Origin of the sequence: Bradyrhizobium ganzhouense, assembly GCF_049949285.1 — a bacterium.
GTDB lineage: Bacteria > Pseudomonadota > Alphaproteobacteria > Rhizobiales > Xanthobacteraceae > Bradyrhizobium > Bradyrhizobium ganzhouense.
Map to the genome: position 1 here is coordinate 5,529,646 of NZ_CP181318.1, position 26,462 is coordinate 5,556,107.

Consider the following 26,462-nt stretch of genomic DNA (forward strand, 5'->3'; position numbering starts at 1 on the left):
GCCGGCCAGCCACAGGTTTTCAAAGCCGAACTAGTTGTTATCCGCAGCCGCGGGAGCCGAGCCCGGCGGCGGAGCAAGCGGAACCGGCGCGGCGGCGGGCGCGCGCGCAGCCTTCGGCGCCGACGACTTCTTGGCAGCCGGGGCTGCGGCCTGTGCCGAGGTCGCAGCCGGGGCACGTGGCGCCGGCGCTGCGGCCGTATTGGCGGCCGGTGCCTGGCGCGTGGCCGCGGTCGGCGGTTCAGGATTCATGATGCTCACCGGCGGCGTCGACGAGGCGCTCGGGAACTCCGCATTGGTCGGTTTGCCAGTCGGCATCGACGGCGGCATCGCGGCGATCGGGCCCGCGGCCGAAGCCCCCGTCGGCGCCGCGGCGGGCGCATTCCAGGTCGGCGCGTAGCGCGCGACCAGCGTGTCGTAGAGATGGGCGTCCATGTTGGCGGCGACCTGCTGCTGATCGGTCAGCGACCGGAAGGCGGCACAATCGAACTGGGTGCAGCCGTCGCGCACGACCAGCACCTGGGCAACGAGGCCGTAGCGATCGCGCTGCAGCGACTTGCGCAGCACCTTCGTGTCCGCTGTCAGGTTCTTGTCGGCGGTCGCCGCGTCGCCGAGCGCAGTCAGCCGATCGATCCGGGCCGCCGTATAGGCGACGGCGGCGGCCACAGCATCTGGCGCACCGAACAGCGCCTTCTCGCAGCCAACGGCCACGGCATCGCCAGCGAGATCGTCGAGGCAGGACAGCGCCGGCAGGTTTGTATTCGCCACGGCCAGCGCGCGCGCTTCACTCGGCGCGGCCTGCCCCACGGGTCCGTAGACACGCATGGTGGCAGCCACTGCGATGCCGATCGAGAGCAGCGTGATGACGGTCAGCGCACCGTTGGCGACCGATCTCTCGGCGCGCAGCAGCGTGATCAGCAGGATCAATCCGAAGAAGCCGGCAGCCGCCAGCGTCATCCACATCGGAAAGGCCGGCGAGCGCCACGTTTCGTCGAGCGACGAGGCCCATGCCCAGTTCATGCGCGATGTCCCCTCACGCGAGCAAAGAGCGAATGGTCAAGCAAGCACCGCGAGTCGGCAACTGCCCCCGGTCCACCTTGTCGAGCCGAAGCGGGCCTTTTGACGGCGGCAGAAGCAAATTCATCCGCGATGTCAATGCGTGGTGCCGTCAGCGCATTACGAGAGCGCGAGCTGGCTTTCCTTGGCAACCCGCTCGAAGGCTTCGGTCGAGCTCTTGATCCGGTACTGGCAGTCGTCACCTTCCGTCGGCAGCAGGCGAATGACCTCGTACGAGCCACTCGCAGCCGGGCGCGCGACGTTGCTGGCAGTGAACAATACGCGCGTTCCAATCGGGAATTTGTGCTTCAACACCCTCTCCATCACTCAAACAGCGCCTGCCTCGCCCGTGGTCCCACTGCGAGGCCGGCTGGAAACCCAGTCGCTGTATAGCACGCATGCGGCGTTTTTGACCAGCACCATGCGAGCATGGCAATGCACCAATTTTGAAGTCTTTTCAGGACGATAATGGGAACAAAGCCGGCCTGGACTACCGCTGGAACCAGGCCTCAGGCGCCATGAGGCAAATGGCCCTGCGGGCTTGCCTGATCCACCGCCTTGGGCAGCTCCTGGGCCAGGATCTCGCCCAGCTGGTCGACCGGGATGTTGTAGCGTGCGGCGAGCTGGCGGACGGTGTCGCTGCCGAGCACGGCGCGGAGCTGGTCGGCCGAGATCGGCAGGTTCTGGCCGTTACCGAGCCAGGATTTGACCTGGTCGCCAAAGCCCGCCTGCTGGAGCTTTGCGACGATCGCACCTAGGCCGCCCTGGTTGTTGCTACCGAGCACCTCGTTCATCACGGCCGGCAGGACGGCGGCGCCGAGCTGGCCAAGCGCGCTGCGCAGCGCGGGATTGTTTTCCAGCGAGTCGAGAATTCCCATAGCCGTCCCTCTCCATTGTTTCGCGGGATTGAGCGCCGCCCTTCGGCATGCCGTCAAGCGGCCCACAAATCACATTCGCGATTACGCAGTCTCGAACTTTTCGATGACAAGCGTTTCGGCGAGGCCATCGCGGGTCCATTCCTGGAACGCCGGCATCGCCATCATCGTGTCCATGTAGGCCTTGGTCTCCGGCGTGACCTCGATGGCGTAGGTCCGGAAGCGATGCACGACCGGCGCATACATCGCATCCGCCGCGCCGAAGCGGCCGAACAGGAACGGCCCGCCGGCACCGTAGCGGGTCCGGCACGTGCGCCAGATCTCCTGCACGCGCGCGACGTTGGCCTTGGCGTCCGCCGACAGCGTCACGGGACGTACGGGACGGTGCAGGTTCATGCCGCATTCGTTGCGCAAGGCCATGAAGCCGGAATGCATCTCGGCGCACACCGAACGGGCAAACGCGCGGCCCGCGACGTCATCGGGCCACAACTTCACTTCCGGATAACGCTCGGCGATGTACTCGATGATGGCGAGCGAATCCCACACCGTGATGTCGCCGTCGACCAGCACCGGCACCTTGCCGGCGCGGCTGAAGGACAGGATCTGCTCCTTGTCCGCGGGGTTGTCGGTGTAGAGCGGGATTACGGTCTCCACGAACGGGATGTCGTTGGCGCGCAGTGCAAGCCAGGGCCGCATCGACCATGACGAGTAGTTCTTGTTGCCGATCGCGAGCTTGAGCGCTGCCATGCCACTGGTCCTTCCGTAAGTCGTCCTGGATGCGGCTGCTTTTAGCGCCATTGCCTGCCGCCAATCAATCGTTGCCGCAACCCAGCATGCGTGGCAATCGTGGCGATCCTCGCGAGGAGAGAGACATGAGCAGGCATTGGGTCGACATCACCGCCGTCGGCTTCTTCATCATCGAATGGCTGGTCTATGCTGCAACCCTCGAGCATTCCGCCTATGGCCGTGACAGCCTGTCGGCGCGGATGAACCGCTACCGCGAGGTCTGGGTCCGCCGACTGCTCGATCGCGACGCGCGCATGGTCGACATGCAGATCATGGCCTCGCTCCAGAACGGCACGGCCTTCTTCGCTTCCACCAGCCTGTTCGCGCTCGGCGGCGCGCTGGCGTTGCTGCATGCGACCAACGACGCCATCACTATTCTCGGCAAGCTGCCGATCGATCTCAGCACCTCGCCCGCAATGTGGGAGCTGAAATGCGTCGGCCTGGTGCTGATCTGCGTCTACGCCTTCTTCAAGTTCGCCTGGGCCTATCGCCTGTTCAACTATGTCGCAATCCTGTTCGGCGGCATGCCGCCCGCCTCGCAGCGCGGCACGCCTGAGGCCGAGGCCCACGTCATCCGCACCTCGCGCGTGTTCGAATCCGCTGGCCGCCATTTCAACCGCGGCCAGCGCGCCTTCTTCTTCGCACTCGGCTATCTCGGCTGGTTCGTCAGCCCCTGGGTGCTGTTCGTGACCACGGCCGCCGTGGTGATCGTGACCTGGCGACGCCAGTTTGCGTCCAGTGCATGGGCCGCGATGGCGCCGGAGGTGGTGGATGGTGACGAAGTGCAGAAGCGCGGTCATTGATGCTCTCGTGTCCCGGACGCGCTGCAGCGTGCAACGCTGCTGCGCAGAGCCGGGACCCACGCCACATGGGTTGCTCGGAGACATGGGCCCCGGCTCTGCAGCGCACCGTCGAAGAGACGCTGCGCTGCGTCCGGGGCACGAGAGCGAGGTGTGACGCAACGTTGGCTCTCCAAATGACGCTGTCATTCCCCGCGAAGGTGGGGAATCCAGTACACCGCAACCTCTCGGCTCAACCACAACCGCCTCTGGAATACTGGATCGCCCGGTCAAGCCAGGCGATGAAAGCGAGTGTGTAGAAGTAGGCACGCCTTTGCAGCCTCGCGGCGTAGTTCGCCCGAGCTTTACCTGGTCTCTCCACCCTCTTGTCCAAGAGGGCGCAGGGAAGGCCGGGTGCCAGCGGCACCTGCGGTCCGCCGCGCGAAAAGCACACGCAGAAGGAACCGCACAGCAGCATACAGGTGAAGCCCAACACACGGCCTTCCCTGCGCGATGGTTTGACGGCTTATGCCGTGCTCTCCCGGGAGCCGAGTTCCTTCTGGCCTCCCTCGCCTCGCAGATTGACGATACACTTCACCCGGTTGGGCTCCCTGCACCTCCGCGACAAGCTTGGCCGTAGCAACGACGGCCAGGACCACACGGTTTTGCCGTACGCGCGTTCGCTGACGCCACAGGGTTCGATGACATCGTGCACGTGGCCATCGAAATGTTGGCGAGACGAACTAACAGCGCCGCTCATCCACACGCGGTTTCGGGCTCACAGGGACTACCCGCCCTGCCCGCACCCTCTCGTGCCGACGCTGCCGCGTCCACCGCAAGCCCGGCTCGCAATCGGTGACGACGTACGATCGCCCCTCAAGGATGAGCCGGGATGGGCGACACATACGCCAATTCCGAATTTCGGTAAAGCGGAATGTTTTTGCAAAGAGGGATTGACAGCGTCCGCAGTGTTTTGCCCGTCGCACACATTGCAGGCTGACGAACAGTACTAGATCACAAAGAGAGGGACCGCAGCCTGCGGAAACACCATGCGCATGCAGGCGCCGCCGGAGGGCGCGCGGTCGGCTTCGACGTGACCGCCGTGCAGGCGCATGATGTTCTGCGCCAGGTCGAGGCCGAGGCCCGCGCCGCGTCCGCCATGATGCAGCCGATGGAACGGCTCGAAGATCTGCTCGCGCTCCTCGGGCGGGATCCCGTCGCCGTCGTCGCAGACTTCGATGCAGCGATCATTCGTCACCCGAACCAGGATCGTGCCGCGCCGCTGCCCGTGGTCGATGGCGTTTTGCACCAGATTGGTAAGGGTACGTTCGAGCGAGGTCTGGTCGCCCGCCACGACAACGGTTTCATCCTCGCGTTCAAAGGACATTTCATAACCCGCGCCGAAGGCCAGCGGTGCCAGATCGAGAACCACCCGCCGGGCGACGCCGACGAGATCGACGGCAGCGAACGTGTCCGTTCCCTGGTCGAGGCGTTGCAGATCCAGAAGCTGGCCGGCCATGACGCTGAGGCGGGTGGCATCCTCAAGCAGAAGCGTCTTCTCCGGTCCGGCCTCAAGCGAAGACACCCGTGTTGAGAGAATTGCGATCGGGGTCCGAAGCTCATGCGCGGCGTCGGCGAGAAAGCGCCGGTGGCGCTCGTAGCCCTTGTCGAGACGGCCGAGCGCGTCGTTGATGGCCTTGACCAGCGGGGCAATCTCGATCGGCACCTCGTCGAGGGGCAGCTGCACGCCGCGCTGGTCGATGTCGATCCGCTCGGCTTCCGCCGCAGCCTGCCCGAGACCCTTCATGGCCCGGCGCACCACGAATGGCGTCGCGACCAGCGTGGCCAGCGTCATCAGGATGATGATCGGCAGAATCACGTTCAGGAACAGGAGCGGTGTGCCTGCCAGCGCCCGCCACATGGAGATCTGACCGTATGTTCCGGTGAAGATCTGGATCCGTCCCGCAGCGGTGTCGGCCCATTTGACGAGCGCCGAGGGCGGCGACGCTTCCGCCGCATTCCATCGGAGCCGTGCATCGCTCACATAGTCGAGCGCGTCGGCGATCGCTGCGAATTGCCGCGGCACCGTGCCTTCGGAGAGCTTGCGGCCCTCGGTGTCGCGGACGACGAACCAGAGGTCGGGGTATTCGGATCGAATGGTCGACAGATCGGGCGTTTGACGCAGGGTCAGTCCGCCGTTGGCGTCGCGCGCGACCGCGTCCTTCAGCGCATCGAGGGTGCTGCCTTCATAGTCGTCGAGCAGCAGCCCGGCGCGCAACAGCACGATCGCGGCGAGCCCGATCAGCAGGATCAGCAGCGTCAGCATGATCGCCTGCAAACTCGCCAGGCGCCCAACCAGGCGCCAGGTGAGTGAACGCGGTCGCAGCGCGCTCACGGGGTCTCCCGCAACACATAGCCGAGGCCGCGAACGCCGTTGATCGTCACGCCGGCACCGGACTCCGCGAGCCTGCGGCGCAAGCGCGACACATGCGTGTCGAGCGCGTTGGGCTGAACCTCATCGTCGAGACCGTAAACCGCCTCCATCAGTGCAGAGCGCTGCACCATACGCCCCATGCGATGGGCGAGCGCCTCAAGTAGGAGCAATTCGCGACGCGGTATATCGAGCGGGCGTCCGTCGACACTCGCCTCGCGATGGCTGAAGTCGAACGACATGCGGCCGATCCGACCGACATTGTTCTGCACATTGGCGGGGCGGCGAAACAGTGCCCGCAACCGTGCCAACAACTCCTCGAGCGCAAAAGGCTTGCCGAGATAATCGTCGGCGCCGCTGTCGAGGCCGGACACCCGGTCTGCAAGCTCGCCGCGGGCGGTGAGCACCAGCACCGGCACCGCATTGCCGCGCTCGCGCAACTTCGGAATCAGCTGCAGGCCGTCGCCGTCCGGCAGTCGACGATCGAGCACGATCGCGTCGTAATTGCCGTCCGCGGCGATCGCCTCGGCTTCGGCCAGATCCGGCGCATGATCGACGAGCATGTCATGACGCGCGAGCGCCGCACGCAGCGCCGTGACCATTTCCGGCTGGTCCTCCACCAACAGAACTCGCATTCGCAGCGTTTTCCTCGCACCCGCTCTTCATCGCGTCTGCCGACTTTATGTCTAATTCATTGCGGCAACCTTGCGGCCCGTCGGGCGAAAACGTCGCGGGTAATTTTCCAGGACACGCATTCGCGACAGACTTACGCAATTTTCGCGTGAGACTGAATGCCACCTGTCGGGCCTGGCTTGATCATCCTGCTGCGCCGGACACTGCTCAACCGGCGGGAGCCGTTCGCTTTCGACGGCGCACACCCGCAAACGGAAAGACAAGCGAATGACCTCGTTACCCAACCATCATCGCGGATCCGGCCGCGCTTTCATCGTCCGGGTGATCCAGCATGTCGGCTGCTGACATTCTGCCGTTTTTTCGCGCGTGGATTCGCAATCCGCTGCGTATCGCAGCGATCGCGCCGTCGGGTTCAGCCGCCGCGTTGCTGATGGCGCAGGAGATCACGGCCGAGACCGGTCCCGTCATCGAGCTTGGCCCCGGCACTGGCGCGTTCACCCGCGCGCTGCTCGGTCGAGGCGTCAGGCAACAGGACCTCACGCTGGTCGAATACGGCTCCGATTTCATCCCGCTCCTGCAACAACGCTTTCCTGGAGCACGGGTGCTGTGGATGGATGCGGCGTGGCTGCACAAGGAAAAGCTGTTCGAGGGTGCGCCGGTCGGAGCCGTCGTCAGCGGGCTCGGGCTGCTCACAATGCCGCCGGAGAAAGTCTTGGCCATCCTCGGCGGCGCGTTTGGCTATCTGCGTCGGAACGGCGCGTTCTACCAGATCACCTATGGCCCGCGTTGTCCCGTCGCTGACCTGATCCTGGATCGTCTCGGCCTGCAGGCAACCTGCATCGGGCAGACCTTTCGCAACCTGCCGCCGGCTTCGGTGTATCGCATCGCCCGCCGTCATCCCCACGCTTGATTGAGGCATCATGGACACGTCCAATACAATTACGCTGTTTCTGAACTTCGGCCTGCTGGGCGTTGGCTGCCTGGCGGTCGCCGAGAAGTTCGTTCCGCTGTTTCCGTCCTACGTCCTGCTGATGCTGCTCGGCCTGACGGTTCCCGACGGCACGATGCTCGCCATGACCATCGTGGCGACAAGCGTTGGATCCGTGGTCGGGGCGATCGGCTGGTACGGGCTTGGCCGGGCGCTCGGCTCGCAGCGCATCGAGGGGCTGGTGACAGCTTACGGAAAATACGTGCTGCTGCGGCCCTCGCTGTATCGACAGCTGACCGACGCCTATCGCGGCAACCATTTCTGGGTGACGCTGATCGGCCAAACCCTGCCGACCGTGCGGATCTATCTGGCCTTGCCGGCCGGCGTGCTGCGGCTGGAGCCGCGGGCATTCATCGCCGCCACGGCAATCGGCACCGTGATCTGGAACATGCCGTTCCTCAGCCTTGGCTACGCACTGCGCGGCAGCAGCCATGATCCCGTCGGGATCGGCTTCTGGGTGGTGGCCATCCTCATCGTCGTGGAGGTCGCGATCATCCTGGGATTTCGTGTCTACAAGCGGTCGATCGCGCCGCATCGCCTCGCAGCGTCACGCGCGATCGCGGCCCCTGTGCCGGCGGAGGAGGTTGCATGAGAGTCCTGTTGTCCCGCCTCAGACCCGGCTCGCATGCCCTTGAGCGTGTCATCGCAACGCTGCTGACCTTGCTCGCGAGCTATCAGTTCGGTGTCGCGGCGTCCGACGGCCGGCATCGGAGCGCCGAACTTGCGCTGCTTGTGTTTGTCGTCGGTGTCTATTGGTGCCACTCGATCTTCAGGCGACGCGCCAACCGCGACGTGGCGAAAGCCGTCGCGGGTTTGGCAGAGGCCGCAGCGATGGCGTTTCGGCGCGAGGAGTCCGGCGGCAATCGGTCGGCCCAGCCGAAGCGCGCGCCGGGCACCGACCATCGCATGGACGAGGCTAGCGCCTCGCCGCACGATGTCATCAAGGTCAGGAGCCTGTTTGTTTCCGACGTTCATCTTGGGACCAGGGGATGTCAGGCCGACAAGCTGATCGACTTTCTCCGCCACCATGAAGCCGAGACGCTGTTCCTCGTCGGCGATATCGTCGATGGCTGGTACCTGAGATCGAGCTGGTATTGGCCGCAGGCGCACAATGCGGTCGTGCAGGAACTGGTGGAGCTCGCGCGCCGCGGCAAGCGGCTCGTCTACATTGCCGGCAATCACGACGAATTCGTGCGCGACTATGTCGGCTCGACCTTCGGCGGCGTCGAAGTGGTCGAGCATGCGATCCACCGCGGGATCGATGGCCGCGATTACCTCGTCGTCCATGGCGATCATTTCGATCTCGTCGTGCGCCACGCCCGATGGCTCGCCCTGCTCGGTGATTTCGGCTACCGCACAGCGCTCGCCTCCAACGTCTGGCTCAACCGGATCCGGAGCCGGCTTGGGCTTGCCTATTGGTCGTTCTCGTCCTGGGCGAAATTGCGGGTCAAGAATGCGGTCAACCACATCGGCCGTTTCGAGGAGGTGCTGTCGTCGGAAGCAAGGCGCCACGATGCCCAAGGCGTGATTTGCGGCCACATCCACCACGCAGCGATGCATGACGATTTCGGCATTCGCTACATCAACACTGGAGACTGGGTGGAATCCTGCACGGCCGTCGTCGAGCACGATGACGGCCGGTTCGAGATCATCAGGTGGACCGAGGCACCGCCACACCGGATGTCCGGCGAGGCGAGCGTGGTGCCGTTCGCAAAGGCGGTCGCCTGATGCGCGTGCTGGTGGCAACCGACGCCTGGCGTCCGCAGGTCAACGGCGTGGTTCGCTCGCTCGAATATCTCGCCAGCGAAGCACCCTCGTTCGGCGCTGATATCGACTTCCTCACGCCGGGCAATTTCCGAACCGTGCCGCTGCCCGGCTACCGGGAGATCCGCCTTGCGCTCGCCTCGGCAGGGCGGATCGAGCGCGCGATCACCAGGATACGCCCGGACTCGGTGCACATTGCGACCGAAGGGCCGATCGGGTGGATCACGCGCTATGTCTGCCAGACGCGCGGCTATCCGTTCACGACCAGCTATCACACCCGCTTTCCCGAATATCTGGCGGCGCGATTACCGGTGCCGCTGAAATGGAGCTATGCGGCGTTACGCCGCTTCCACAACGGCGGTGACGGCACCATGGTTGGCTCACCGACGCTGGAGCAGTCGCTCAAGGCGCACGGCTTCCGTAACCTGATGTTGTGGTCGCGCGGCGTCGATGCCGAGCTGTTCCGCCCCCGCACCGAGCGGCCGCTTGCCTTCCCGGCGCCGGTGTTCTTGTATGTCGGCCGCATCGCGGTCGAGAAGAACCTCGAAGCCTTCCTCAACCTCGACTTGCCGGGCTCGAAGGTCGTGGTCGGGGACGGGCCGTTGCGCGCCAACCTGCAATCGCAGTTTCCGCAGGCACACTTTCTCGGCACGCGGACCGGGAAAGCGCTTGCCGATGTCTACGCCTCGGCCGATGTCTTCGTCTTTCCAAGCCGCACCGATACGTTCGGGATGGTGATCCTCGAGGCGTTGGCGTGCGGTCTGCCGATTGCCGCATTTCCGGTGATGGGACCGCTCGACGTCATCGGCAAATCGGGCTGTGGCTGTCTTGATCCCGATCTGCGTCATGCGGCGCTGACAGCGCTAAAGGTGCGGCGTGAAGAATGTCGGACCCACGCCCTGACCTTCACCTGGCGCGAGAGCGTGCGGCAGTTCCTCGACAATACCAGACGGGCCCACGGCGTGCTGGCCGGAGCTGCCCGGCCGTTGCTCGCGACGAAGTAGCCGATCATCGCAGCGCAACGCGCCACAGACGTCCCTACCCGCCAAAATCCTGCGGCGTGAACGACAGGTCCATCACCTTCCATTCCTCGTATTTGTCGACGGGCAACATCTTGTAGGGCTGGCAAGCCTGCAGCGCGCTCATCGCTGATTGAACGATGGCCACGCCCTTCGTCGACGGCGGGGCTTCGATCAGGATCGGCGGGCGCGCCAGCGTGCCGTTGGTGGCGAGCACCGCACGCAGCCTGATGTGCACCGCATCGGTCGGTGCGACCCCGGCCGGAAGTTTCGAACAACTTCTCAGGTGCCGGCGAAGCTCGGCAATGACCTCGGGCGGCAACTTGGCGCCGATCGAATCATTGGCATTGCCGCCGTCATCCTTGGGGGCTTCTTTCGGCGCGGGCGGCAATTCGGGCGGCAGGCCCAGCATCACGCCGTATTTGACGGTCACGTCGGGCTCCGACGCCCGATAGGCCGGGGGCGCGGCCTGCGGCTGCGGCATCGCCGGAGGTGGAGGCTGCTCCGCCTGAGGCTGAGGCGGCGGCTGTTGCGATGGCTGAGGCTGAGGCTGCGGCTGCTTCTGTGGCGGTTCGTGCGAGGCCTGCTTCTGTTGCGGCGTCGCCTTCTCTGATGCCTTCTCGCTGGCCGCAGGCTTGGGCGCTGCGTCCGGCTTGTCCTTGTCGGTGAAGTCCAGCTTCGGCAGCTTCAAGTCGGGGAGCGGCTCCGGTGGCTTCTCCTTCGCCTTCTCTTCGGCCCTTTCCTCGGCCTTGGCCTCCTCCTGCTTCACCTGCTCCGGCGTGACGATATCAACGGCGACAGTCTCGGGCGGAGCGGAATGAAACGGATGGACTTCACTGATCACGATGATCAGCGCCACCAGCGTCAGATGCGCGATGGCTGACGCCGCAATGTCCGTCCGTATGATCTTCCGCAGTTCCATCGCCCGATCTTGGGTTGCCGGCCTGCTCCTACCATACCGCGGTTCCCTCTCAATCCCATTTCGGCGCGAAGCCAAAATCGGTCAGGCGGCCCTTGGGGCTGGCGAGTGCGGCGACCTCCGCCATCTCGTCATCCGAGAGCTCGAAATCGAAGATCTCGATGTTTTCCGACAGACGCTCGACACGCGACGTTCTGGGAATCGCGGACACATTCTGTTGCACCAGCCAGCGCAGGCAGATCTGTGCCGGTGTCTTGTGATGAGCGCGGCCGATCCCGGCGAGCGTCTGGTCGGCCTTGATCCGTCCCCTGGCGATCGGGCTGTAGGCAACGAGCGCCATCCCATGCTGGTCGCAGGCCGCCCTCACCTTCGCCTGATCGAGGTAAGGGTGATATTCGACCTGGTTGCAGACGAGCGGCTCGGGTGACAGCGCGACCGCCTGCTCGATCAGCGCCACCGTGAAATTGGAGACGCCGATGTGCCGTGTCAGGCCCATGCGCTTGGCGTGCGCCAGCGCGCCCAGCGTCTCCTCCAGCGGCACGTGCGAATTGGGCCAGTGCAGCAGCACCAGGTCGACGGCGGGAAGCCTTAAGCGCACCAGGCTCTCCTTGACCGACCGTTCGAGATCGTGGGGTGCGAAATGGTTGGTCCAGACCTTTGTGGTGACGAAGACGTCGTCGCGGCGGACGCCGGAGGCGCGCAATCCGTCGCCGACCTCGCGCTCATTGTCGTAGACTTGGGCGGTGTCGACGTGGCGGTAGCCGAGCCGCAGCGCCTGCTCGACCACGCGCGCGCAGGTCCGGCCGCTCAGCTCCCAGGTCCCGAGCCCGATCGCGGGGATTCTTGCGCCATTGGCCTCGACGAACAGCATGAGGGATCCCCTCTGTTGCGGCAGCCCAGATGTCATCACCGACATCATTATGGACCCGGTCCGCCAGAGTGCAACGGAGGGCGCCGACCTCGGGGCCGGATCTTTTGCCAACGCTAACGGGAGGTTCGCGTCAGGCGTTCAGGCTTTGGCGAGCGCCTGGAACACCGTGTCGGGCGCATGCGCGATCACGGCCAGCAACGCGCGAGCGGGTCCGCGCGGGGCGCGCTTGCCCTGCTCCCAGTTGCGGATGGTCTCGACGGGCACGCCGAGCTTGGCGGCGAACTCCATCTGGGTGAGACAGGCGCGCCGGCGCAAATCGCGCACCGCGAGCGAACCGGCCTCCGCCGGCGCTGCATTGGTCGCGGGCTGGATTGGAAACTCCTGCCCGTCCCGCAACTCGACGACCCGTCCGTCCGCCTTCAGCCGCACACGCATGCTCATTCCCCCAAGCGGGCAGGATCATGCGGCAGCACGCTTAAGTTCGAATTAAAAGGTGACGGGGCGCGTACCGCCCTAACCCCATCATTGCTGTGCGGAGAGAGCGCGGCGCCCCAAGCTGGCCGCCTACTTCAACCCGAACCACAGCGTGGCGATGCCGAGGAAGGAGAAGAAGCCGACCACGTCCGTTACCGTCGTCACGAACGTGCCCGACGCCACCGCCGGATCGGCCCTGACGCGTTCGAGCGCCATCGGGATCAGGATGCCGCCGAGCGCGCCGGCGACCAGGTTCACGATGATCGCGAGCCCGATGACAACGCCAAGGCCGGGGATCTTGAACCAGACCACGGCCGCGATGCCGGTGATCACGGCGAAGGCGAGACCGTTGACGAGACCGACCAGCGCCTCGCGGATGACCACGCGCCAGGCGTTGGAGGAGCCGAGCTCGCGGGTCGCGAGCGCCCTCACCGCGACCGTCATGGTCTGGGTCGCGGCATTGCCGCCCTGGCTAGCGACGATTGGCGCCAGCACGGCGAGCGCCACCATCTGTTCGAGCTGGCCCTCGAACAGGCCGAGCACGGAGGACGCCAGGAAGGCCGTGGCGAGATTGATCAGCAGCCAGTTGAAGCGACCGCGCGCGATGGTGAGAAACGTGTCCGACAGCTCTTCGTCGCTGGTGACACCGCCGAGCGCCTTGAGATCCTCGTCCGCCTCCTCCTCGATGACGTCGACGACGTCGTCGACGGTGATGACGCCGACGAGGCGGTCCTGGGTGTCGAGCACCGGTGCGGCGACGAGGTTGTACTTGCCGAACATGCGCGCCACCTCCTCCTGGTCCTCCAGGACGGAGACGCGGCGGCGATCCTCGTCGGTCAGCTCGGTCAGCGGCACCGGGCGGCGCGCGCGCAGGAGCACATCCAGCGGAACCGCGCCGTGCCAGTGCTGGTCCTTGTCGACGACGTAGATCTCGTAGAAGCGGTCCGGCAGATTGGGCGTATCGCGCATGTAGTCGATGGCCTGCCCGACCGTGAAATCCTGCGGCACGGCGATGAACTCGGTCTGCATGCGCCTTCCGGCAGAGTTTTCCGGATACAGCAGGCTGCGCTCGAGCGCGACGCGCTCCTGCGGCGGCAGCTTCTCGAGAATTTCCTCCTGCTCCTCCTCGCCGAGGGTTTCGAGCAGCTCGACCGCATCGTCGGATTCCAGTTCGCGGACGCCCTCGGCGACCGTCTCGGGCGGCAGCTCGTCGAGGATCTCCTCGCGGACGGTCTCGTCAACCTCGTTCAGTGCGGAAAAGTCGAAGTCGCGGCCCGTCAGCTCGACCAGGCGGACACGATCGTCGGGTGCGAGCGCCGCGATGAGATCGCCGAGATCGGCCTCGTGCAGATCGGCGACGCAGGCTCGCAGCGCGGCGCTGTCGGCGGCCTCGATCGCCCGGGCAATTTCCTCGACGAATTCGTGCCGAATTTCGCCGTCTTCATTGCGCATCGGGACGTGGTCGAGTACCAAGGACTCGGTGGAAGCGGCGTCATCCATATGTTTATCCATGGTACGCCTCGCCGTTTGGCAGGTTGATGGTTTGGGCTGACGGTCAGGCAATACCCACAAGGCAATTGCGAGCGCAATGGCAAAGATGCAGCGACCGAAATGGACCTCGATCATTGCGGGCCCGGCTCTCGCCGCCCTCACCGCGATTGGTTCAGTCGAGGCCGCGGACTGCCCGCGGAGCGATGCGCTCGGCACGTCGCGGATCCTGAGCGTCGATGCCAAGACCACGCCACGCGTCGGCCTGAAGAGTTTTCCAGAGACGCTGCCGCTCGCAGATCACGAGGTGGTGCTGACCTTCGACGACGGCCCGCGTCCGAAGACGACGTCCAAGGTGCTGGCGGCGCTGGCGCAGGAATGCGTGCGCGCGACCTTCTTCCTGGTCGGCCGGAGCGCCGCCGAATTTCCTGACCTGGTCAAACGCATCGCCCGCGAAGGTCACACCATCGGCCACCACACCTGGTCGCATGCGCACATGGCGCGGATCCCGGCCGAAGCGGCGAAGTACGAGATCGACCGCGGCATCGCGTCCGACGAGATGGCGCTGCACGGGGTCTCGACGACGACGCCATCGACGCCGTTCTTCCGCTTCCCCTATTTCGAGTCCACTCCGGCCCAGCTCGACCTGCTCGAGCAGCGCGGCATCGTGGTGTTCGGGGCCGATTTCTGGGCCAGCGACTGGAACGACATGACGCCGGAGCAGGAACTCAAGCTGATCACCGATCGCGTGGCCGCCGCCCGCAAGGGCATTATCCTGTTCCACGACGCCCAGGCGCGCACGGCGGCGATGATGCCGGACTTCCTGCGGTATTTGCGGGAAAACGGCTATCACGTGGTCCACATTGTGCCGGCGGGCACATCACAGAAGAACGCCGACGCGCATTGATGCCGGAATGTCACGCCTGACCAAATTGGGGTGATTTGAGCCCTATTAACACTCTGTTCATGCTACGCCGTGCAAAGAATGAGGGGGACCCGAGGCGGGAAAGGTCTTTGCGCCTGAACCGTTTCCTGATGTCTCCGACCTACTATGGCGGCAAACGCAGATGAGGGCAGACCGGGTTCATGATCGGCAGTAGCGTTGCTTTTCGGACGCGATCGTGGCCCGTCCTGCTTCTGGGGTTGCTGACCACGGCGTCGCCGGCGGCCTTCGCCGCCGAATGCCCGGGTCATCCGGGCGCGCTCGGCACCTCCCGCACGCTCGTCGTCGACCCGCATGAGCATCCGCGCATCGGCACCATGCAGTACCGCGAGACGCTGCCGCTGAAAGACCACGAGGTGGTGCTGACCTTCGACGACGGTCCGCTGCCGAAGAATTCCAACCAGGTGCTCCAGATCCTCGCCGACGAGTGCATCAAGGCGACCTTCTTCATCATCGGCGAACAGGCCAAGGCGAACCCGGAAGGCGTGCGCAAGCTGGTCGCGGCGGGCCACACTGTCGGCACGCACAGCATGAACCATCCGCTGACATTCGACCGGATGCCGCTCGACAAGGCCGAGGCGCAGATCAACGGCGGTATCGAGTGGACGTCGGCTGCGATGACCGATCCGTCCAAGCTCGCGCCGTTCTTCCGCATTCCCGGCCTGATGCGCGCCGAGGGCGTCGAAAACCTTCTGATCTCGCGCGGCATCCAGGTCTGGAGCGCCGACTTCCCCGCCGACGACTGGCGCCACATCTCGCCCGATCGCGTCTACCAGCTCGCGATCCAGCGGCTGGAGGCCAAGGGCAAGGGCATCCTGCTGCTGCACGACATCCAGGCGCGCACCGTGGCGGCGCTGCCAAAAATCATCCGCGACCTTAAGGCACGCGGCTATCGCATCGTTCATGTGGTGCCCGCGACCGCCGACCAACCGGCGACGCCGACGACGGCGGTGGAGTGGCTGCTGCATCCACCGACGGAGACGACGCCGATCGCGCGCTGGCCTGCCGTGCCGAACTTCGCCTTCACGCAGACCGGGACGCTGCCCGCGCCTGGCCTTGCCGATCTCAACACGCAGACCGCGCATCAGCCGCTGGTGTTGCCGCACAAGACCATGGCGCAGGCCGATGTCGCCGCCACCCTGCCCGCGCCCGGGCGCGATCTCTTCGCGATCCCCGAGGGCTCGGTCGAGGTGCTGCTGTCGACGACCTTGTCGCGACGGGCCGCAACCCGGCTCGCGATGGCAGCCGAAGCACCGCATGCCGGCAAAGGCAAGGCGGCCAAGATGCAGGCAGGGCGAACTGCGCATGCTGCACACCCAGCGCCGAAGCGCGCCGCTCAGGCCAAGGGCACGGCGCCCCGCCCGACCCGCGTCGCCACCAGCGTGAAGAAGCGCGCCTGAGTAAAAACCGTTACTGCCGCATGATGTTGGCGACGCAGAGCAGCACGATCAGCGCCAGGAAGAACAGGTCCATATAGGACTTGAGCTCGCCGTCGCGGCGCAGCCGCGCGACATCCGCCACGATCTGCTTGCGCGCATTCGTACCGCCGGAGCCGTCATTGATCGGCCCCTGCAGGCGCTTGGTCTCGGCCTCCAGCTTCTCGATCTTCTGGAAGAAGTAGAACGCGCGCAGCGTCGAGGCCGCGCGCATGCCGCTATAGACCAGCACCAGGATCGCGAGGATCGCCCGGTTCTGATATTTCTCCATGAAATTCAGGCTGAAATAGACCAGCGCCATGAACGCGAAGTTGGTCAGGAAGCGATAGACGAAGCTTAGAAAGACCATGCTGGCTCCAGCCGAGAGAGGTCGCGCGAGGTCCGTCTACGCCAAGTTTGTTTCAACAAAGATACCATCGCCCGCGTGCCGCCGCCTTTTAGCCACGCGCCGCCATAATGCAAGCGAGAGCGCGGTCGCTCGCCCTGTTCCACGCAACTCGCGGCTCGATGGAGATTCGACCGAAGCTACGTTAGACTGTTGCCACCGCTATACGTGAGGTCTGCGGATTGAGGTCTGCCGATGCCGAAGAAGGGAATCACCGGCCACGACGACTGGGTTCTGACCGAGGCGCTCGCAACCGCGCTGGTCGCGCTGGAGCAGCTCGAGGCCAAGCACCAGCCAAGCGCGCATATGGACGACATCCGCAAGCTGCTGGCGAACGGCAAGGAGCCGGCCGCGGTGAGCCTGCATCTCGCCCAGGCCAAATGCCGCCTGTTCCCCGACCTCGACCCGCTCGCGATCTACCGGGAATACGGGATCGGCGAGGAATATGGCTAGGGCGATCCTGCTGCCGCATTTGACGTCATTTCAATGAGTTGACGGCGGCCCTTCAGGCTCAGCTTTTGGCTGAGCTGCAAGAGTGCGCGCATTAATTGAAACCACACCATGCCCAGTGAGTGAGGTGCGACTTTCTCCGAGATCGATTCAATTTGACGTAACGGCTTAGCGGCATCGCGATGTCTGTCTGCGAGCCTCCCATCCGGACGCCGATGGGGGGACAGGCATGACCGGATCTTGCAGGGAGCAACGCAACGCTATCGCAGCGCTTCGCCGGTGGCTGACGGCTGCCGCCGCCCTCACCGCGACCGTCTTGCTGGACGGCGCGCCGGCCCACGCCTTCCTCGTCCGCCCGGCGCTGTTCGCCGCGATCGGGAACGCCACCAAGGCGCCGAACGGATGGTTGCAGCTCTGCGCCGCCAATGCCGAGGAGTGCAAGCCGATGGCCGGCCAGGCGCGCGAGATCACGCTGACGCCGGACCTGCTCCAGCAGCTCTACGAGATCAACAAATACGTCAATGACCGCGTGATCTGGACCAGCGATGCCGAGCTCTACGGCACGACCGAACGCTGGGCCTATCCGCTCGACCGCGGCGATTGCGAGGACATGGTCCTGCTCAAGCGCAAAATGCTCGCCAAGGCCGGGTGGCCGATTGGCGCGCTGCTGATCACCATCGTCGAGGAGCGCGGCCAAGGCATACAAGGAGGCAAACAAGGAGAGAACCAAGGGAAGACGCGTCACGCGGTCCTGACCGTCCGGTCCGACCGCGGCGAAATGATCCTCGACAACCAGACGCCGGAAATCCTGTTCTGGTACGAGACCAGCTATCGCTATTTGTTACGGCAGAGCGCGGCGGATCCGAATGTCTGGGTGTCCTACGGCGCCGAGCAGGCCAAGCCGGCGATGCCGGTGGCGGCAGAGCGCATCCCGGTGTCCGCCCCCTCGCCTTTCGACCTGCCTCCCCCGCTGGGGATCAAGCCCTAGAACCCTTTCCGTTCCGATGGAATCGGAACGGGGCTCTAGATTCTTATTTTTAACGCGTTTTCTTTACGCGAACCGGTACCCACTTCGCTCGAAAACGCTCTGGCTCGGGACCAGGCCCTAGCCCTTCTCGGGACGGCGAAGCCGCGGCTCCTGGCGTGCACGAAGCTCCTCTTCGTACTTCAGCTTTTCCAGCAACATGTCAGTAACAAGACGTCGCAGTTGGGCGTTTTCGAGCTCCAGCCGCTTGATGGTATCGCTGGAGGAGCCATCGCGCGGCGCGCTGACGCCACTGGCGGCCATGCTGTCCGCACCATCCATCCCCGGCTCCGGGGATTTGGTCATCTTCTTCCAGCGATGATAGGTCATGATGCTGACGCCGAGCGCTTTCGATATCTCGCGCTGGGTCTTGCCTCTGGCCGCGAGTTGATCCGCCTGGGCCAGCTTGTCCGAAATTTCCCGCGAATCGTGTCTCCTGCCGACCATCTCGCCCTCTTTGGCCTCTGTCCCGCTTCACTCTAGTAAGCGCGATTAGTTAACCTTTTCAACATGGTTATGAAAGGTTGGGGTGCGTTCAGCGCCAGGCTTGGCGTGGATCGACCACCCAGTAAAGCCCGCGCGCCGCCATTGAATTGACGATGGTTAACTCACGTGGGCACGATGTCCCCGGTCGGAACTTCCGTGTCCGTGTTACCACACACCGGAATCCTCCCAAAATTCCGCCCAGACTCGGGGGATCATCATCCCCAGGATGCCTGCATCGCAAATTCGATCACGAAATTAAAGGAAAAAGCGGTGCTGCGACCGAATGGGCCAGCAGCCGCAGGTCGCCCGGCGGCGTGACCATGACATCGGGCAGCTTCAGCGCTCAGTAATAGCCATGCTGGCCGTCGGCTGCATCGAGGCCCTCGTGCCGCCCGAATTCCCGGAGGTCGACCTTGTTGAGGACTACACCGAGCAGCCGCTCATGAATCTCGGGCGCACCCAGGAGCTGCTGCCGCACCGTGTTCTTGCGCGAACGGCCCCACTCGATCACCTGGACATAGCAATCGACCAGGCCCGCGGTCGACCGAACCTCCGCGACGGGACCGAGCGGCGGCAGGTCGATGATGATGGTGTCGTAGGTCTCGCGCAGCCGCTCGACCAGCAGCTTCAGGGCGTCGGAGCCGAGCAGCTCGCTGCCACGGGCCACGCCGGGCGCGATGATCGTCGGCAGGAAAGCGAGCCCGCGCACGGTGCGAATGGCAGTGTCGAGCTCGGCCTTTCCGGCGAGAACCTCAAACAGGCCGTTGGTGGCGTCCGCGGCCATCGCCCGGCTGATCGTCGGGTTGCGCAGATCACCGTCGATCAGGATGACCTTCTTGCCGACATGGGCGATCAGCTCGGCCAAATTGCCCGCGATGGTCGACTTGCCCTCGTCCGGCAGCGTCGAGATCACGCCGATGACCCTGCTCCTCTCGCCGGCCGTGCTGACATCGACGGCAACCTTGATCGCGCGGAAGGCGGAGGCGAACAGCGACGACGGATCGCGAACGGCGCGGCCCAACAGCACATCCGCCGACGCCGGCGGGACGGGGTTGCCGCCAATATGTCGCCGCCATGCCGCCGGCAGACGCGATCGCGGCGGCGCATCGAGCTGCGGCACGACCGCGAGACATTTGACCTGGAGGGTTTCCCGCACCTGCCGCGTGCTGCGGAACACCGGGTCGAGCGCCTCGCGTAAGGCCGCGGCCGCGAGGCTGAAGGCGAGGCCCAGCACCGTGGCGAGACCCAGCACGACGGTCGTGCGCGGACTGCTCTTCTGCTTGGGCGCGGTCGCCGGGCTGATGACGCGCGACTCCGTGATCGGGAACGATTGCTGCTGGATCGCTTCCATGTAGCGCTGCAGGAAGCTGTCGTAGATGGTGTGGATCGCCTGGGCGTTGCTCTCGAGCTCGCGCAGGCCGATGCGCTCGCGGTTGGTGAGCCGCGCGTCCGAGACCATGTCGGCGAGCTTGTTCTTGAGCGACTGCTCGCGCGCGGTCGCGATCTCGTAGTCGCTTCTGGTGCCCTCGGCGATGCGGCGCAGCTCGTCGGTGATGGACTGGCGGATCTGCTCCATCTGGGCCCGCACATTGATCGCGGCCTGGTGGTCGCTGCCGTAGCGCTGCGACAGGATGCCTTCGCGCGCGGCGAGGTCGAGATATTGATTGCGCAGGCGAATGACGATCTCGCTCTTCAGCGAATCCACCACGGACGCATCGGGGATGTCCATTTTTAGGATCTCCTGGATGCGATCGAGCCGCGCCTTCGCCTCCGTGCTAGTCCCGCGCGCAGTGCTCAGCTGGCTGGTGATCTCGCCGAGCTGCTGCTCTTCCAGTGATCGCGTGCTGGTGTTGGCACCTCCGGCCGACGACGCGACGGCGATGTCGACGATCTTGTTCTTTTCCTTGTAGTCGAGCACGGCGCGATCGACCGTGGAAACCTGCTCGCGCAGCTCGGCGATCCTGTCCTGGAGCCATTTGCTGGCCCGACGCGTCGCCTGGTATTTCGATTCCAGCTGGTCGTCGATATAGGCCTCGGCGATGCCGTTGGCGATTTCGGCGGCGCGCGCCGGATACAGCGACGTAAAGGCGATGTCGAGCACGTAAGTGCGGCCGACGCGGCTGATGGTGCGCTGACGCAACAGCGCATCAAGCGCCTGCGACTCCCGGCTGTCCGCGCTTTTCGCCGGATCATCCGTCCGCCAGACCCCGCCGCCCGCCGCGGCGAACTCGGCGTCGTCGGCGAGATGCATCGCCTTGACCACGGCGAGCCCAAGGCCTTCGGATTTCAGGACTTCGACCTGGGTTTCGATCTGGGTGGTGTCGAGCGGCGCGTCGGCCAACGAGGCCTGTTGCGGCTGCAACACCCGCAACTTGCTGGTGTCGATCAGCATCATCGCATGCGCGGTGTAGCGCGCGGGCGTCGTCAGCAGATAGACCAAGCCAAGCCCGATCGCACAGGCCGTGACGATCAGGAAGACGAGATACTGACGCCGGATGAAGCCCCAGATCTGCTCGACCAGATCGGACACGGAGATGACCCCGCCGGGATCATCTCGCTCTGCCGGATCGATTGCCTTGGGTGTTGCGACCGTTCGGGTATCCATACTTGTCCGCCGGGGATCCGCGCCATCGTCGCGCCCCCGTCCAAATCCTCGTCCTGCCGGCCTCGCTTAGTCCCTACGCAGAAGACGTCCCGCTGTCGGCCTCGACGAAAATAAAACACGCGGGCGCGACGCGCTTATTTCGACGGACATAACACATGTTATCATAACTTAACACTGAAGCCGTAGGTATCGAGACAGGGAACCTGGGTGGCTTGCCATGTCATTGCTGTCGCGACGCGCTATGTTGAAAACGGGTCTGGCCGCTGTGCCGGCCATGACGCTTCAGTCGGCCCCATCACTCGCGCAAACGTGCTCCGCGCCGCAGGCGTGCAACATTGTGCCGCCGAGCACTCTCCGCCAGGTCGCAACCGGCTGTCACACTCCAGACCTTGAATATCTCGGCGTGCCGGCTGTGCTGTCCCGCTCTCCGCACTTCAACCGTTCCGGGCTGACGCTGAGCACGCTTCGAATCGCAGTGCCGAACTGCGTCGGCAGCACGGCCTATCCCTTCAGCCCGAAGACCTGGCAAGCCGTGATCGAGTATCCTCTCAACACGCTGACCACAGTCACATGGGGTGGGCAGGACGTGGTAACCGGCCCGATCACCAGCCCGCCGGGCACTCAGGGTCCTCCGCTTTTTGTCATGTCCGACGAAATCTGTCTGACTGTCCCCATTCCGGACAACGCCTTGTTCTGGGTTCGATTGTCGCAGACGGACGGCACCGGTGCCAAAGGGTTGTTGTGCCAGAACATCGGCAATTTGAACTCGACCAGCGCGAATATGCAGCGCAGCTTCAACCAGGCGCTCGGGGAAACAAACTGCGCGGCTGATGCGTCACTGCTCAAAAATCCGGTGATGCAAGATCCTACCAGAGGTATCTGGGCGTTCACAGGCGGCGGCATCATCTATGGGAACGGCGCCGCCCTTTGGGCTTCCGTGCGGCCGATGGCCATTCTCGGACAGTCGCGAAAATCCGCGTTCTCTCTATGGGGCGATTCCCGCGTCGTCGGGATCGGCGACACCTTCGACGGTGCCTGCGACGATCGCGGCGAGGTCGAGCGCAGCATCGGTCCGGCCTACGCCTACATAACCTTGCGGTACCGAGCAAACCGCTTGCCGATTTGAGTGCGATCCTGACCGACCAGCAATTCATAGGTCTCGCCCCCCATCTCGTCCTCGGGCAATATACGACCCACCTGATCGAGAATCTGGGAGGAGCCGATTGCATCAAAGTCGCTACCGCCAATCTCAAGGACCCGACCAACGCGACCACATCTGATCAGTTCAAAGCTGAATTCAAAGCAAACAAGGCGAGCCTGTGGAGCGCCTGGACCGGTTTGGGAAGATCTCCATACTCGTTGTCGTCCCTTACGTTCCCGCCCTCCCCTAGTACAGACGTGCCGCAGCAGAACGCCTTCCTCAAGGATGTGACCGACACGCTCAGGGCAGGCATCATAATGGTGGATTCCCAACGCAACCCGCTGCTCGACGCCAATAACAATCCGATCAAGGCTCGCGTCATCGACGTTGCGTCCATCGTCGGACTGGCTTCTGGCAGTGACTGGATCTGCGCGGATTACAGCGCCGACACCCAGCACGAATCCCAGGTCGGCTGCCTGGCCATCTCCGAGAGTGGCATCATCGATCCTTATGCGCTGACCCGCTAGCTTGCGGTACTCAGCGCGCCTTCTTGCGCAAGACGAAACGGATGTGATTCGAAAACAGTTCTTCTTCGCTGAAATCGCGAAGAAGCTGGCGCCGATCGGCGGTGAGAAAGCGCCGTCCGATCTCGCCGAAGGTGCGCTGTTCCCTGACGATGTCGAAACGTTCGCTGAACAGCTCGCGATAATCGCGGAGCGTCATCTTGTTCAGATAGGTGTCAGCGGGCCGGGACTCGCCCGTCAGGTGTCCCCAGGCCGGGCCACGGGGCAAACTCTCGACATCGACTTCATGCGGTCCCCAGCCCAGATCGTGGCCGCCCGCGATGCCGGTGTAGACCATCGGGGCAATAACGGCGAGACCGAGGTCGGAGAGAGCGTCCGCCGCCTGCGCGAGAACGGTCGCAAGCAGCTCCCGCGGGATGTGCTCGACGACATTATCCGAATACACGAAATCAAGCGGTTTGCCGGCCTGCGACCAGATGGCCGAACTCGAGGCATCCCCGACCAGCATCGTTTGCGGAGCAAGCGAAAGTGTCTTGCCGTATCGCTCCCGAATGAACTGATCGAAGGCCCGGTAATGGGCCCGATCGAACGCGATGCACCGAACCAGCGACTTGGTCGCGCGCAGGGCGCCGTTCGTTCTGAGAACAGATGCCACAGCCAGCGGATTCAGGCTGAGGAGCGGCCGATCGAGATCAACCCCTCGGACGTCGTAACCCAGCGAGTGAAGCAGGATGAGACGAAACGGCCGTTGGCCGTAGCCGATCTCCAGGATGCGCGCGTCCTGCAAGTCACGTCCAGTCCCGGCAGAAAATGCCCCTCGATAAAAATCGAGGTCGTTGGCACAGGCCTCGAATATCTCTCCGATCAGGTGACGGCGCTCGAAGTTCACGTAAAGCAGGCGCCAGAGATAGGCGATGCGCTCGAGAGGCGTCACTTCCGACAGTTGCGAATTCGAACGTGCCACGGCGGCGCCCTGCAATGATTGGTGTGGAGGACAAAACAAATCGTCTTGCGGAGCGGACGACCAGCTCGTCTGCACGCGGCCGACTGCTCGACCAAGCTCCCGGGACGCGATATCCCGCGCTTTCATGAGAGATCACGTAACTTGTCAAATTAACATTGGAATGACACAGTTTATGTGATCGCAAGATCGCGCCCGTTCGACCTTCCCAGGTCGAAGGTCATCTCGGAATCCGGTTGACAGTGTTGCGTCGTTCGGTCGTCAGCTGCACGCCGTGGTCGATGACGAGCCCCAGGCGCGAGGCACCGATGACATTGTCCTCCACGACGACGTCACGCACGCCCGGAAAGACCGGCGACACGCCGCTGATCTCGATATGAGAATCTTCATCCATCCGGTTGCCGCGCACGATCACGCCGCGGACGAGGGGTGGCTGCTTCATCAATCCCGCCGGGCGAACGGCCTGGACCGCGATCAGGGCCTCGCCGGACGCAGTGGTGCGGTCAGGACCGGCCTGGTAGGCATTGCCCTCGGTGATGCGGTTGTTGAGGATCTGGACCTGCCAGTTCGGCTGAAAATGATGGTAGAACATTCCGCGCGTGAAAAAGCCGCCCGATCGCACCGACACGTTCCCGGCGAGCACGTGGTTCAGACCGGTGCCATAAAACACCGTGGCGACGCCGACGTCTTCGAACGTGTTGTCGACGACAAGATAGTTCTGGTGCATCTGGACCACCGTGACCACCGACGTCGCATCGAGATTGACCGCGAGCCTGCGGTCCAGCGTGACCGACATCGGCTTGTCGTCGCCGGCGGGATCGAACCGGACGACGCGCGCGAACTGGCCGGACCCCTGCCCGTCCGCGACCATCACATTGGCGCCGGCCCAGGTCGTCGCGATGACCTGCTCGTTTGCTGGCCCGGTCAGCGAGAGACGATCCGGTGCAACGCTCGTGGCCGGACCGAAATAGAAGCCACCGCCGCCGTCAGTCCCCACCGCTTCACGATCCCAGCCGTACATCGATTTGAAGGTGTTGTGATCGAAGATCACGTTCTCGGAGCCGGTGACGTCGGCCCAGAGATTGTTGACCGAGCCGCCGGTGCCCTGGAGGTCGGCAGCAGCAACGATGTTGTTCTCGAAAATGACCCGACTTGATCCCGTGATCGAGTACCAGCCGAACCGACCGTTGTTCAGCAAATTGCCGGAGATGACGGCATTGGTGGCCTTGAGGAGAAAGAGCGACCGCCCCGATCCGACCAGATCGCACTCCGACACGGTCAACCGATCGCCGGTTAGCCTGACCGTATCGAGGTATTGGCCATAATGCTGTTCGAGATAGAACATGCGCTGGTAGGTCTGGAGCGGGGTCAAGTGGCCGCGGAATGCCGACGCCCGGACCCGCACACGCCGGATGGCAATGTCGGACGCACCAGGGATCGGCTGGTCCTTCAGGAAGCCTCCGGTCACGATCGGGCCGTGCCGGGACGCGTAGATCGTCAGATCCTCGATCGAGAAATTCGTGGCACCAGCGATCAGCGGTTCCGGCGGGTTCTCCGCATCCTGCCAGACCAGATTAACGATGTCGGTACGCTCGCCCTTGAGGCTGACGCCTGGCGGCAGGATCAGCGTTCCCGTCATGAGATAGCGGCCGCGCGGGAGAAACACGGTGCCGCCGCCGCTCTGCCGGGCCGCCTCAACCGCGGTCTTGATGGCGGCTGCACTGTTGACGGCACCATCGCCGATCGCGCCGTAATCACGTGCGTTGAAGGTCGGATGCGCCACCGCCGCCGCGGCCACGACATGAATTCGGCCGGCATCGACGAGATCGTCGTCGCCGCCGTCGCCATTGGAAAGCCGCAAGCGATAATCCCCGAGCGGCGCCGTTTCAGGGACACGAAAGCTGCCGCGCCAGAGATTCCCGCCAACGGCAGGTAGCCGCACCGGCTGGCCGCCCGCCTCCGGCACCAGCAGCAGCACCGCCGTCTCCGCACGTCGAACGATGTTGCGCCCGAACAGCTGCACCATCCCGCCGGGTGATGCCATGTCGCCGCGCGCGGTCTGGACCCAATACACCGTCGGCAGATTCAGACGCGCCGACATCGTTCCCTTGGGATATTCCAGCGTGAAACGATAGATTCCCCTGGCAAACTCCTTCGGGACCACGAACTTCACGGACTGGGCGTTCTGCTGGAGCAGCTCAACGCTCCGCGATGCAACCGGCTCCGCATGCGCGGAGCCGTCCGCAACGCGGCTGACGCTGATCGCGGTGACCGTATCGAGCTCGGCCCCCGTGACGATCACGGTCTCGTCGGGGCCGACTGGATCATTGAACCAGAACATGCTCGGCTGCGCCTCGGCAGACGCGATCGAAAGAAGCAGCGGCAGTACGAAAGCGATCCGGCTCAGCCGCAACACGGCACGGTCTC

Annotated in this window: 26 protein-coding genes; 11 read left to right on the plus strand and 15 right to left on the minus strand. The window is 64.4% G+C overall.

Features of this window, described 5'->3' with window-relative positions; all coding sequences use genetic code 11:
- Positions 1–30: 30 nt before the first annotated feature.
- The 4 genes from ACLFLU_RS25435 to ACLFLU_RS25450 all read right to left on the minus strand — a co-directional run bounded on the left by ACLFLU_RS25435 (position 31) and on the right by ACLFLU_RS25450 (position 2,675).
- Positions 31–1,017 carry a hypothetical protein gene (locus ACLFLU_RS25435; protein WP_426407559.1) on the minus strand — a complete coding sequence of 329 codons (987 nt, stop codon included), beginning with the start codon at positions 1,015–1,017 and terminating at the stop codon, positions 31–33.
- 156 nt (positions 1,018–1,173) lie between these two features.
- Positions 1,174–1,377: a hypothetical protein gene (locus ACLFLU_RS25440; RefSeq protein ID WP_148773938.1), complete on the minus strand. Its 204-nt coding sequence runs from the start codon at positions 1,375–1,377 to the stop codon at positions 1,174–1,176.
- 185 nt (positions 1,378–1,562) lie between these two features.
- A complete protein-coding gene (locus ACLFLU_RS25445; protein ID WP_426407560.1) occupies positions 1,563–1,931 on the minus strand; it encodes a YidB family protein in 369 nt (122 codons plus the stop codon).
- 81 nt (positions 1,932–2,012) lie between these two features.
- Positions 2,013–2,675 carry a glutathione S-transferase family protein gene (locus tag ACLFLU_RS25450; RefSeq protein ID WP_426407561.1) on the minus strand — a complete coding sequence of 221 codons (663 nt, stop codon included), beginning with the start codon at positions 2,673–2,675 and terminating at the stop codon, positions 2,013–2,015.
- A 125-nt stretch (positions 2,676–2,800) separates the two neighbouring features.
- On the opposite strand from ACLFLU_RS25450, the gene ACLFLU_RS25455 reads away from it, so the two are divergent.
- Positions 2,801–3,517: a DUF599 domain-containing protein gene (locus ACLFLU_RS25455; RefSeq protein WP_426407562.1), complete on the plus strand. Its 717-nt coding sequence runs from the start codon at positions 2,801–2,803 to the stop codon at positions 3,515–3,517.
- Positions 3,518–4,502: 985 nt separating this feature from the next.
- On the opposite strand, the gene ACLFLU_RS25460 is transcribed toward ACLFLU_RS25455, so the two are convergent.
- Both ACLFLU_RS25460 and ACLFLU_RS25465 read right to left on the minus strand, forming a co-directional pair.
- Positions 4,503–5,879, minus strand: coding sequence for a sensor histidine kinase (locus ACLFLU_RS25460; protein WP_426414074.1), 1,377 nt, complete (start codon positions 5,877–5,879; stop codon positions 4,503–4,505).
- Between the two features lie 5 nt (positions 5,880–5,884).
- Positions 5,885–6,559: a response regulator transcription factor gene (locus ACLFLU_RS25465; protein WP_426407563.1), complete on the minus strand. Its 675-nt coding sequence runs from the start codon at positions 6,557–6,559 to the stop codon at positions 5,885–5,887.
- A gap of 329 nt (positions 6,560–6,888) precedes the next feature.
- On the opposite strand from ACLFLU_RS25465, the gene ACLFLU_RS25470 reads away from it, so the two are divergent.
- The 4 genes from ACLFLU_RS25470 to ACLFLU_RS25485 all read left to right on the plus strand — a co-directional run bounded on the left by ACLFLU_RS25470 (position 6,889) and on the right by ACLFLU_RS25485 (position 10,313).
- On the plus strand, positions 6,889–7,467 hold the full coding sequence (locus tag ACLFLU_RS25470; protein WP_426407564.1) for a class I SAM-dependent methyltransferase: 579 nt from the start codon (positions 6,889–6,891) through the stop codon (positions 7,465–7,467).
- A gap of 10 nt (positions 7,468–7,477) precedes the next feature.
- A complete protein-coding gene (locus ACLFLU_RS25475) occupies positions 7,478–8,137 on the plus strand; it encodes a DedA family protein (protein WP_426407565.1) in 660 nt (219 codons plus the stop codon).
- Between the two features lie 314 nt (positions 8,138–8,451).
- The gene (locus ACLFLU_RS25480) at positions 8,452–9,273 is read left to right on the plus strand and encodes a UDP-2,3-diacylglucosamine diphosphatase (protein ID WP_426414075.1); all 822 of its coding nucleotides are present in this window, start codon (positions 8,452–8,454) and stop codon (positions 9,271–9,273) included.
- A complete protein-coding gene (locus ACLFLU_RS25485) occupies positions 9,273–10,313 on the plus strand; it encodes a glycosyltransferase family 4 protein (RefSeq protein WP_426407566.1) in 1,041 nt (346 codons plus the stop codon). The genes ACLFLU_RS25480 and ACLFLU_RS25485 overlap by 1 nt, the downstream gene beginning before the upstream one ends.
- Before the next feature lie 34 nt (positions 10,314–10,347).
- Here the strand turns inward: ACLFLU_RS25485 and ACLFLU_RS25490 are convergent, their stop codons facing one another.
- The 4 genes from ACLFLU_RS25490 to mgtE all read right to left on the minus strand — a co-directional run bounded on the left by ACLFLU_RS25490 (position 10,348) and on the right by mgtE (position 14,104).
- The gene (locus tag ACLFLU_RS25490) at positions 10,348–11,250 is read right to left on the minus strand and encodes a hypothetical protein (protein ID WP_426407567.1); all 903 of its coding nucleotides are present in this window, start codon (positions 11,248–11,250) and stop codon (positions 10,348–10,350) included.
- A 49-nt stretch (positions 11,251–11,299) separates the two neighbouring features.
- Positions 11,300–12,118, minus strand: a complete 819-nt coding sequence (locus ACLFLU_RS25495) for an aldo/keto reductase (protein ID WP_426407568.1) — start codon at positions 12,116–12,118, stop codon at positions 11,300–11,302.
- A gap of 138 nt (positions 12,119–12,256) precedes the next feature.
- Positions 12,257–12,559, minus strand: a complete 303-nt coding sequence (locus ACLFLU_RS25500; RefSeq protein ID WP_426407569.1) for a helix-turn-helix domain-containing protein — start codon at positions 12,557–12,559, stop codon at positions 12,257–12,259.
- Between the two features lie 123 nt (positions 12,560–12,682).
- Positions 12,683–14,104: a magnesium transporter gene (gene mgtE / locus ACLFLU_RS25505; protein ID WP_426407570.1), complete on the minus strand. Its 1,422-nt coding sequence runs from the start codon at positions 14,102–14,104 to the stop codon at positions 12,683–12,685.
- A gap of 76 nt (positions 14,105–14,180) precedes the next feature.
- Here mgtE and ACLFLU_RS25510 point away from each other — a divergent pair, with 76 nt between their 5' ends.
- Together ACLFLU_RS25510 and ACLFLU_RS25515 are read left to right on the plus strand one after the other, a co-directional pair.
- Complete coding sequence (locus ACLFLU_RS25510) at positions 14,181–14,987, plus strand: polysaccharide deacetylase family protein (RefSeq protein ID WP_426407571.1); 807 nt, start codon at positions 14,181–14,183, stop codon at positions 14,985–14,987.
- 179 nt (positions 14,988–15,166) lie between these two features.
- Positions 15,167–16,423: a polysaccharide deacetylase family protein gene (locus ACLFLU_RS25515; protein ID WP_426407572.1), complete on the plus strand. Its 1,257-nt coding sequence runs from the start codon at positions 15,167–15,169 to the stop codon at positions 16,421–16,423.
- Positions 16,424–16,433: 10 nt separating this feature from the next.
- Here ACLFLU_RS25515 and ACLFLU_RS25520 read toward each other — a convergent pair whose 3' ends face one another.
- A complete protein-coding gene (locus tag ACLFLU_RS25520) occupies positions 16,434–16,808 on the minus strand; it encodes a hypothetical protein (RefSeq protein ID WP_426407573.1) in 375 nt (124 codons plus the stop codon).
- 231 nt (positions 16,809–17,039) lie between these two features.
- Here ACLFLU_RS25520 and ACLFLU_RS25525 point away from each other — a divergent pair, with 231 nt between their 5' ends.
- Complete coding sequence (locus tag ACLFLU_RS25525) at positions 17,040–17,297, plus strand: hypothetical protein (RefSeq protein ID WP_426407574.1); 258 nt, start codon at positions 17,040–17,042, stop codon at positions 17,295–17,297.
- Between the two features lie 226 nt (positions 17,298–17,523).
- Positions 17,524–18,282, plus strand: a complete 759-nt coding sequence (locus ACLFLU_RS25530; protein ID WP_426407575.1) for a transglutaminase-like cysteine peptidase — start codon at positions 17,524–17,526, stop codon at positions 18,280–18,282.
- A 117-nt stretch (positions 18,283–18,399) separates the two neighbouring features.
- Here the strand turns inward: ACLFLU_RS25530 and ACLFLU_RS25535 are convergent, their stop codons facing one another.
- Positions 18,400–18,765, minus strand: coding sequence for a helix-turn-helix domain-containing protein (locus ACLFLU_RS25535; protein WP_426407576.1), 366 nt, complete (start codon positions 18,763–18,765; stop codon positions 18,400–18,402).
- Positions 18,766–19,147: 382 nt separating this feature from the next.
- On the minus strand, positions 19,148–21,409 hold the full coding sequence (locus tag ACLFLU_RS25540) for a polysaccharide biosynthesis tyrosine autokinase (RefSeq protein WP_426407577.1): 2,262 nt from the start codon (positions 21,407–21,409) through the stop codon (positions 19,148–19,150).
- A 217-nt stretch (positions 21,410–21,626) separates the two neighbouring features.
- On the opposite strand from ACLFLU_RS25540, the gene ACLFLU_RS25545 reads away from it, so the two are divergent.
- Positions 21,627–22,535, plus strand: coding sequence for a hypothetical protein (locus tag ACLFLU_RS25545; protein ID WP_426407578.1), 909 nt, complete (start codon positions 21,627–21,629; stop codon positions 22,533–22,535).
- Complete coding sequence (locus ACLFLU_RS25550) at positions 22,532–23,077, plus strand: hypothetical protein (protein WP_426407579.1); 546 nt, start codon at positions 22,532–22,534, stop codon at positions 23,075–23,077. The genes ACLFLU_RS25545 and ACLFLU_RS25550 overlap by 4 nt, the downstream gene beginning before the upstream one ends.
- A gap of 10 nt (positions 23,078–23,087) precedes the next feature.
- Here ACLFLU_RS25550 and ACLFLU_RS25555 read toward each other — a convergent pair whose 3' ends face one another.
- A complete protein-coding gene (locus ACLFLU_RS25555) occupies positions 23,088–24,164 on the minus strand; it encodes a hypothetical protein (RefSeq protein ID WP_426407580.1) in 1,077 nt (358 codons plus the stop codon).
- Positions 24,165–24,255: 91 nt separating this feature from the next.
- A complete protein-coding gene (locus ACLFLU_RS25560; RefSeq protein WP_426407581.1) occupies positions 24,256–26,451 on the minus strand; it encodes a glycosyl hydrolase family 28-related protein in 2,196 nt (731 codons plus the stop codon).
- Between the last annotated feature and the right edge of the window lie 11 nt (positions 26,452–26,462).

Bases quoted from the DNA above. Each gene is read 5' to 3' on its own strand.
- ACLFLU_RS25435 (WP_426407559.1), bottom strand. From the start codon at position 1,017: ATGAACTGGGCATGGGCCTCGTCGCTCGACGAAACGTGGCGCTCGCCG.
- ACLFLU_RS25440 (WP_148773938.1), bottom strand. From the start codon at position 1,377: ATGGAGAGGGTGTTGAAGCACAAATTCCCGATTGGAACGCGCGTATTG.
- ACLFLU_RS25445 (WP_426407560.1), bottom strand. From the start codon at position 1,931: ATGGGAATTCTCGACTCGCTGGAAAACAATCCCGCGCTGCGCAGCGCG.
- ACLFLU_RS25450 (WP_426407561.1), bottom strand. From the start codon at position 2,675: ATGGCAGCGCTCAAGCTCGCGATCGGCAACAAGAACTACTCGTCATGG.
- ACLFLU_RS25455 (WP_426407562.1), top strand. From the start codon at position 2,801: ATGAGCAGGCATTGGGTCGACATCACCGCCGTCGGCTTCTTCATCATC.
- ACLFLU_RS25465 (WP_426407563.1), bottom strand. From the start codon at position 6,559: ATGCGAGTTCTGTTGGTGGAGGACCAGCCGGAAATGGTCACGGCGCTG.
- ACLFLU_RS25470 (WP_426407564.1), top strand. From the start codon at position 6,889: ATGTCGGCTGCTGACATTCTGCCGTTTTTTCGCGCGTGGATTCGCAAT.
- ACLFLU_RS25475 (WP_426407565.1), top strand. From the start codon at position 7,478: ATGGACACGTCCAATACAATTACGCTGTTTCTGAACTTCGGCCTGCTG.
- ACLFLU_RS25480 (WP_426414075.1), top strand. From the start codon at position 8,452: ATGGACGAGGCTAGCGCCTCGCCGCACGATGTCATCAAGGTCAGGAGC.
- ACLFLU_RS25485 (WP_426407566.1), top strand. From the start codon at position 9,273: ATGCGCGTGCTGGTGGCAACCGACGCCTGGCGTCCGCAGGTCAACGGC.
- ACLFLU_RS25490 (WP_426407567.1), bottom strand. From the start codon at position 11,250: ATGGAACTGCGGAAGATCATACGGACGGACATTGCGGCGTCAGCCATC.
- ACLFLU_RS25495 (WP_426407568.1), bottom strand. From the start codon at position 12,118: ATGCTGTTCGTCGAGGCCAATGGCGCAAGAATCCCCGCGATCGGGCTC.
- ACLFLU_RS25500 (WP_426407569.1), bottom strand. From the start codon at position 12,559: ATGAGCATGCGTGTGCGGCTGAAGGCGGACGGACGGGTCGTCGAGTTG.
- mgtE (WP_426407570.1), bottom strand. From the start codon at position 14,104: ATGGATAAACATATGGATGACGCCGCTTCCACCGAGTCCTTGGTACTC.
- ACLFLU_RS25510 (WP_426407571.1), top strand. From the start codon at position 14,181: ATGGCAAAGATGCAGCGACCGAAATGGACCTCGATCATTGCGGGCCCG.
- ACLFLU_RS25515 (WP_426407572.1), top strand. From the start codon at position 15,167: ATGATCGGCAGTAGCGTTGCTTTTCGGACGCGATCGTGGCCCGTCCTG.
- ACLFLU_RS25520 (WP_426407573.1), bottom strand. From the start codon at position 16,808: ATGGTCTTTCTAAGCTTCGTCTATCGCTTCCTGACCAACTTCGCGTTC.
- ACLFLU_RS25525 (WP_426407574.1), top strand. From the start codon at position 17,040: ATGCCGAAGAAGGGAATCACCGGCCACGACGACTGGGTTCTGACCGAG.
- ACLFLU_RS25530 (WP_426407575.1), top strand. From the start codon at position 17,524: ATGACCGGATCTTGCAGGGAGCAACGCAACGCTATCGCAGCGCTTCGC.
- ACLFLU_RS25535 (WP_426407576.1), bottom strand. From the start codon at position 18,765: ATGGTCGGCAGGAGACACGATTCGCGGGAAATTTCGGACAAGCTGGCC.
- ACLFLU_RS25540 (WP_426407577.1), bottom strand. From the start codon at position 21,409: ATGGATACCCGAACGGTCGCAACACCCAAGGCAATCGATCCGGCAGAG.
- ACLFLU_RS25545 (WP_426407578.1), top strand. From the start codon at position 21,627: ATGTCATTGCTGTCGCGACGCGCTATGTTGAAAACGGGTCTGGCCGCT.
- ACLFLU_RS25555 (WP_426407580.1), bottom strand. From the start codon at position 24,164: ATGAAAGCGCGGGATATCGCGTCCCGGGAGCTTGGTCGAGCAGTCGGC.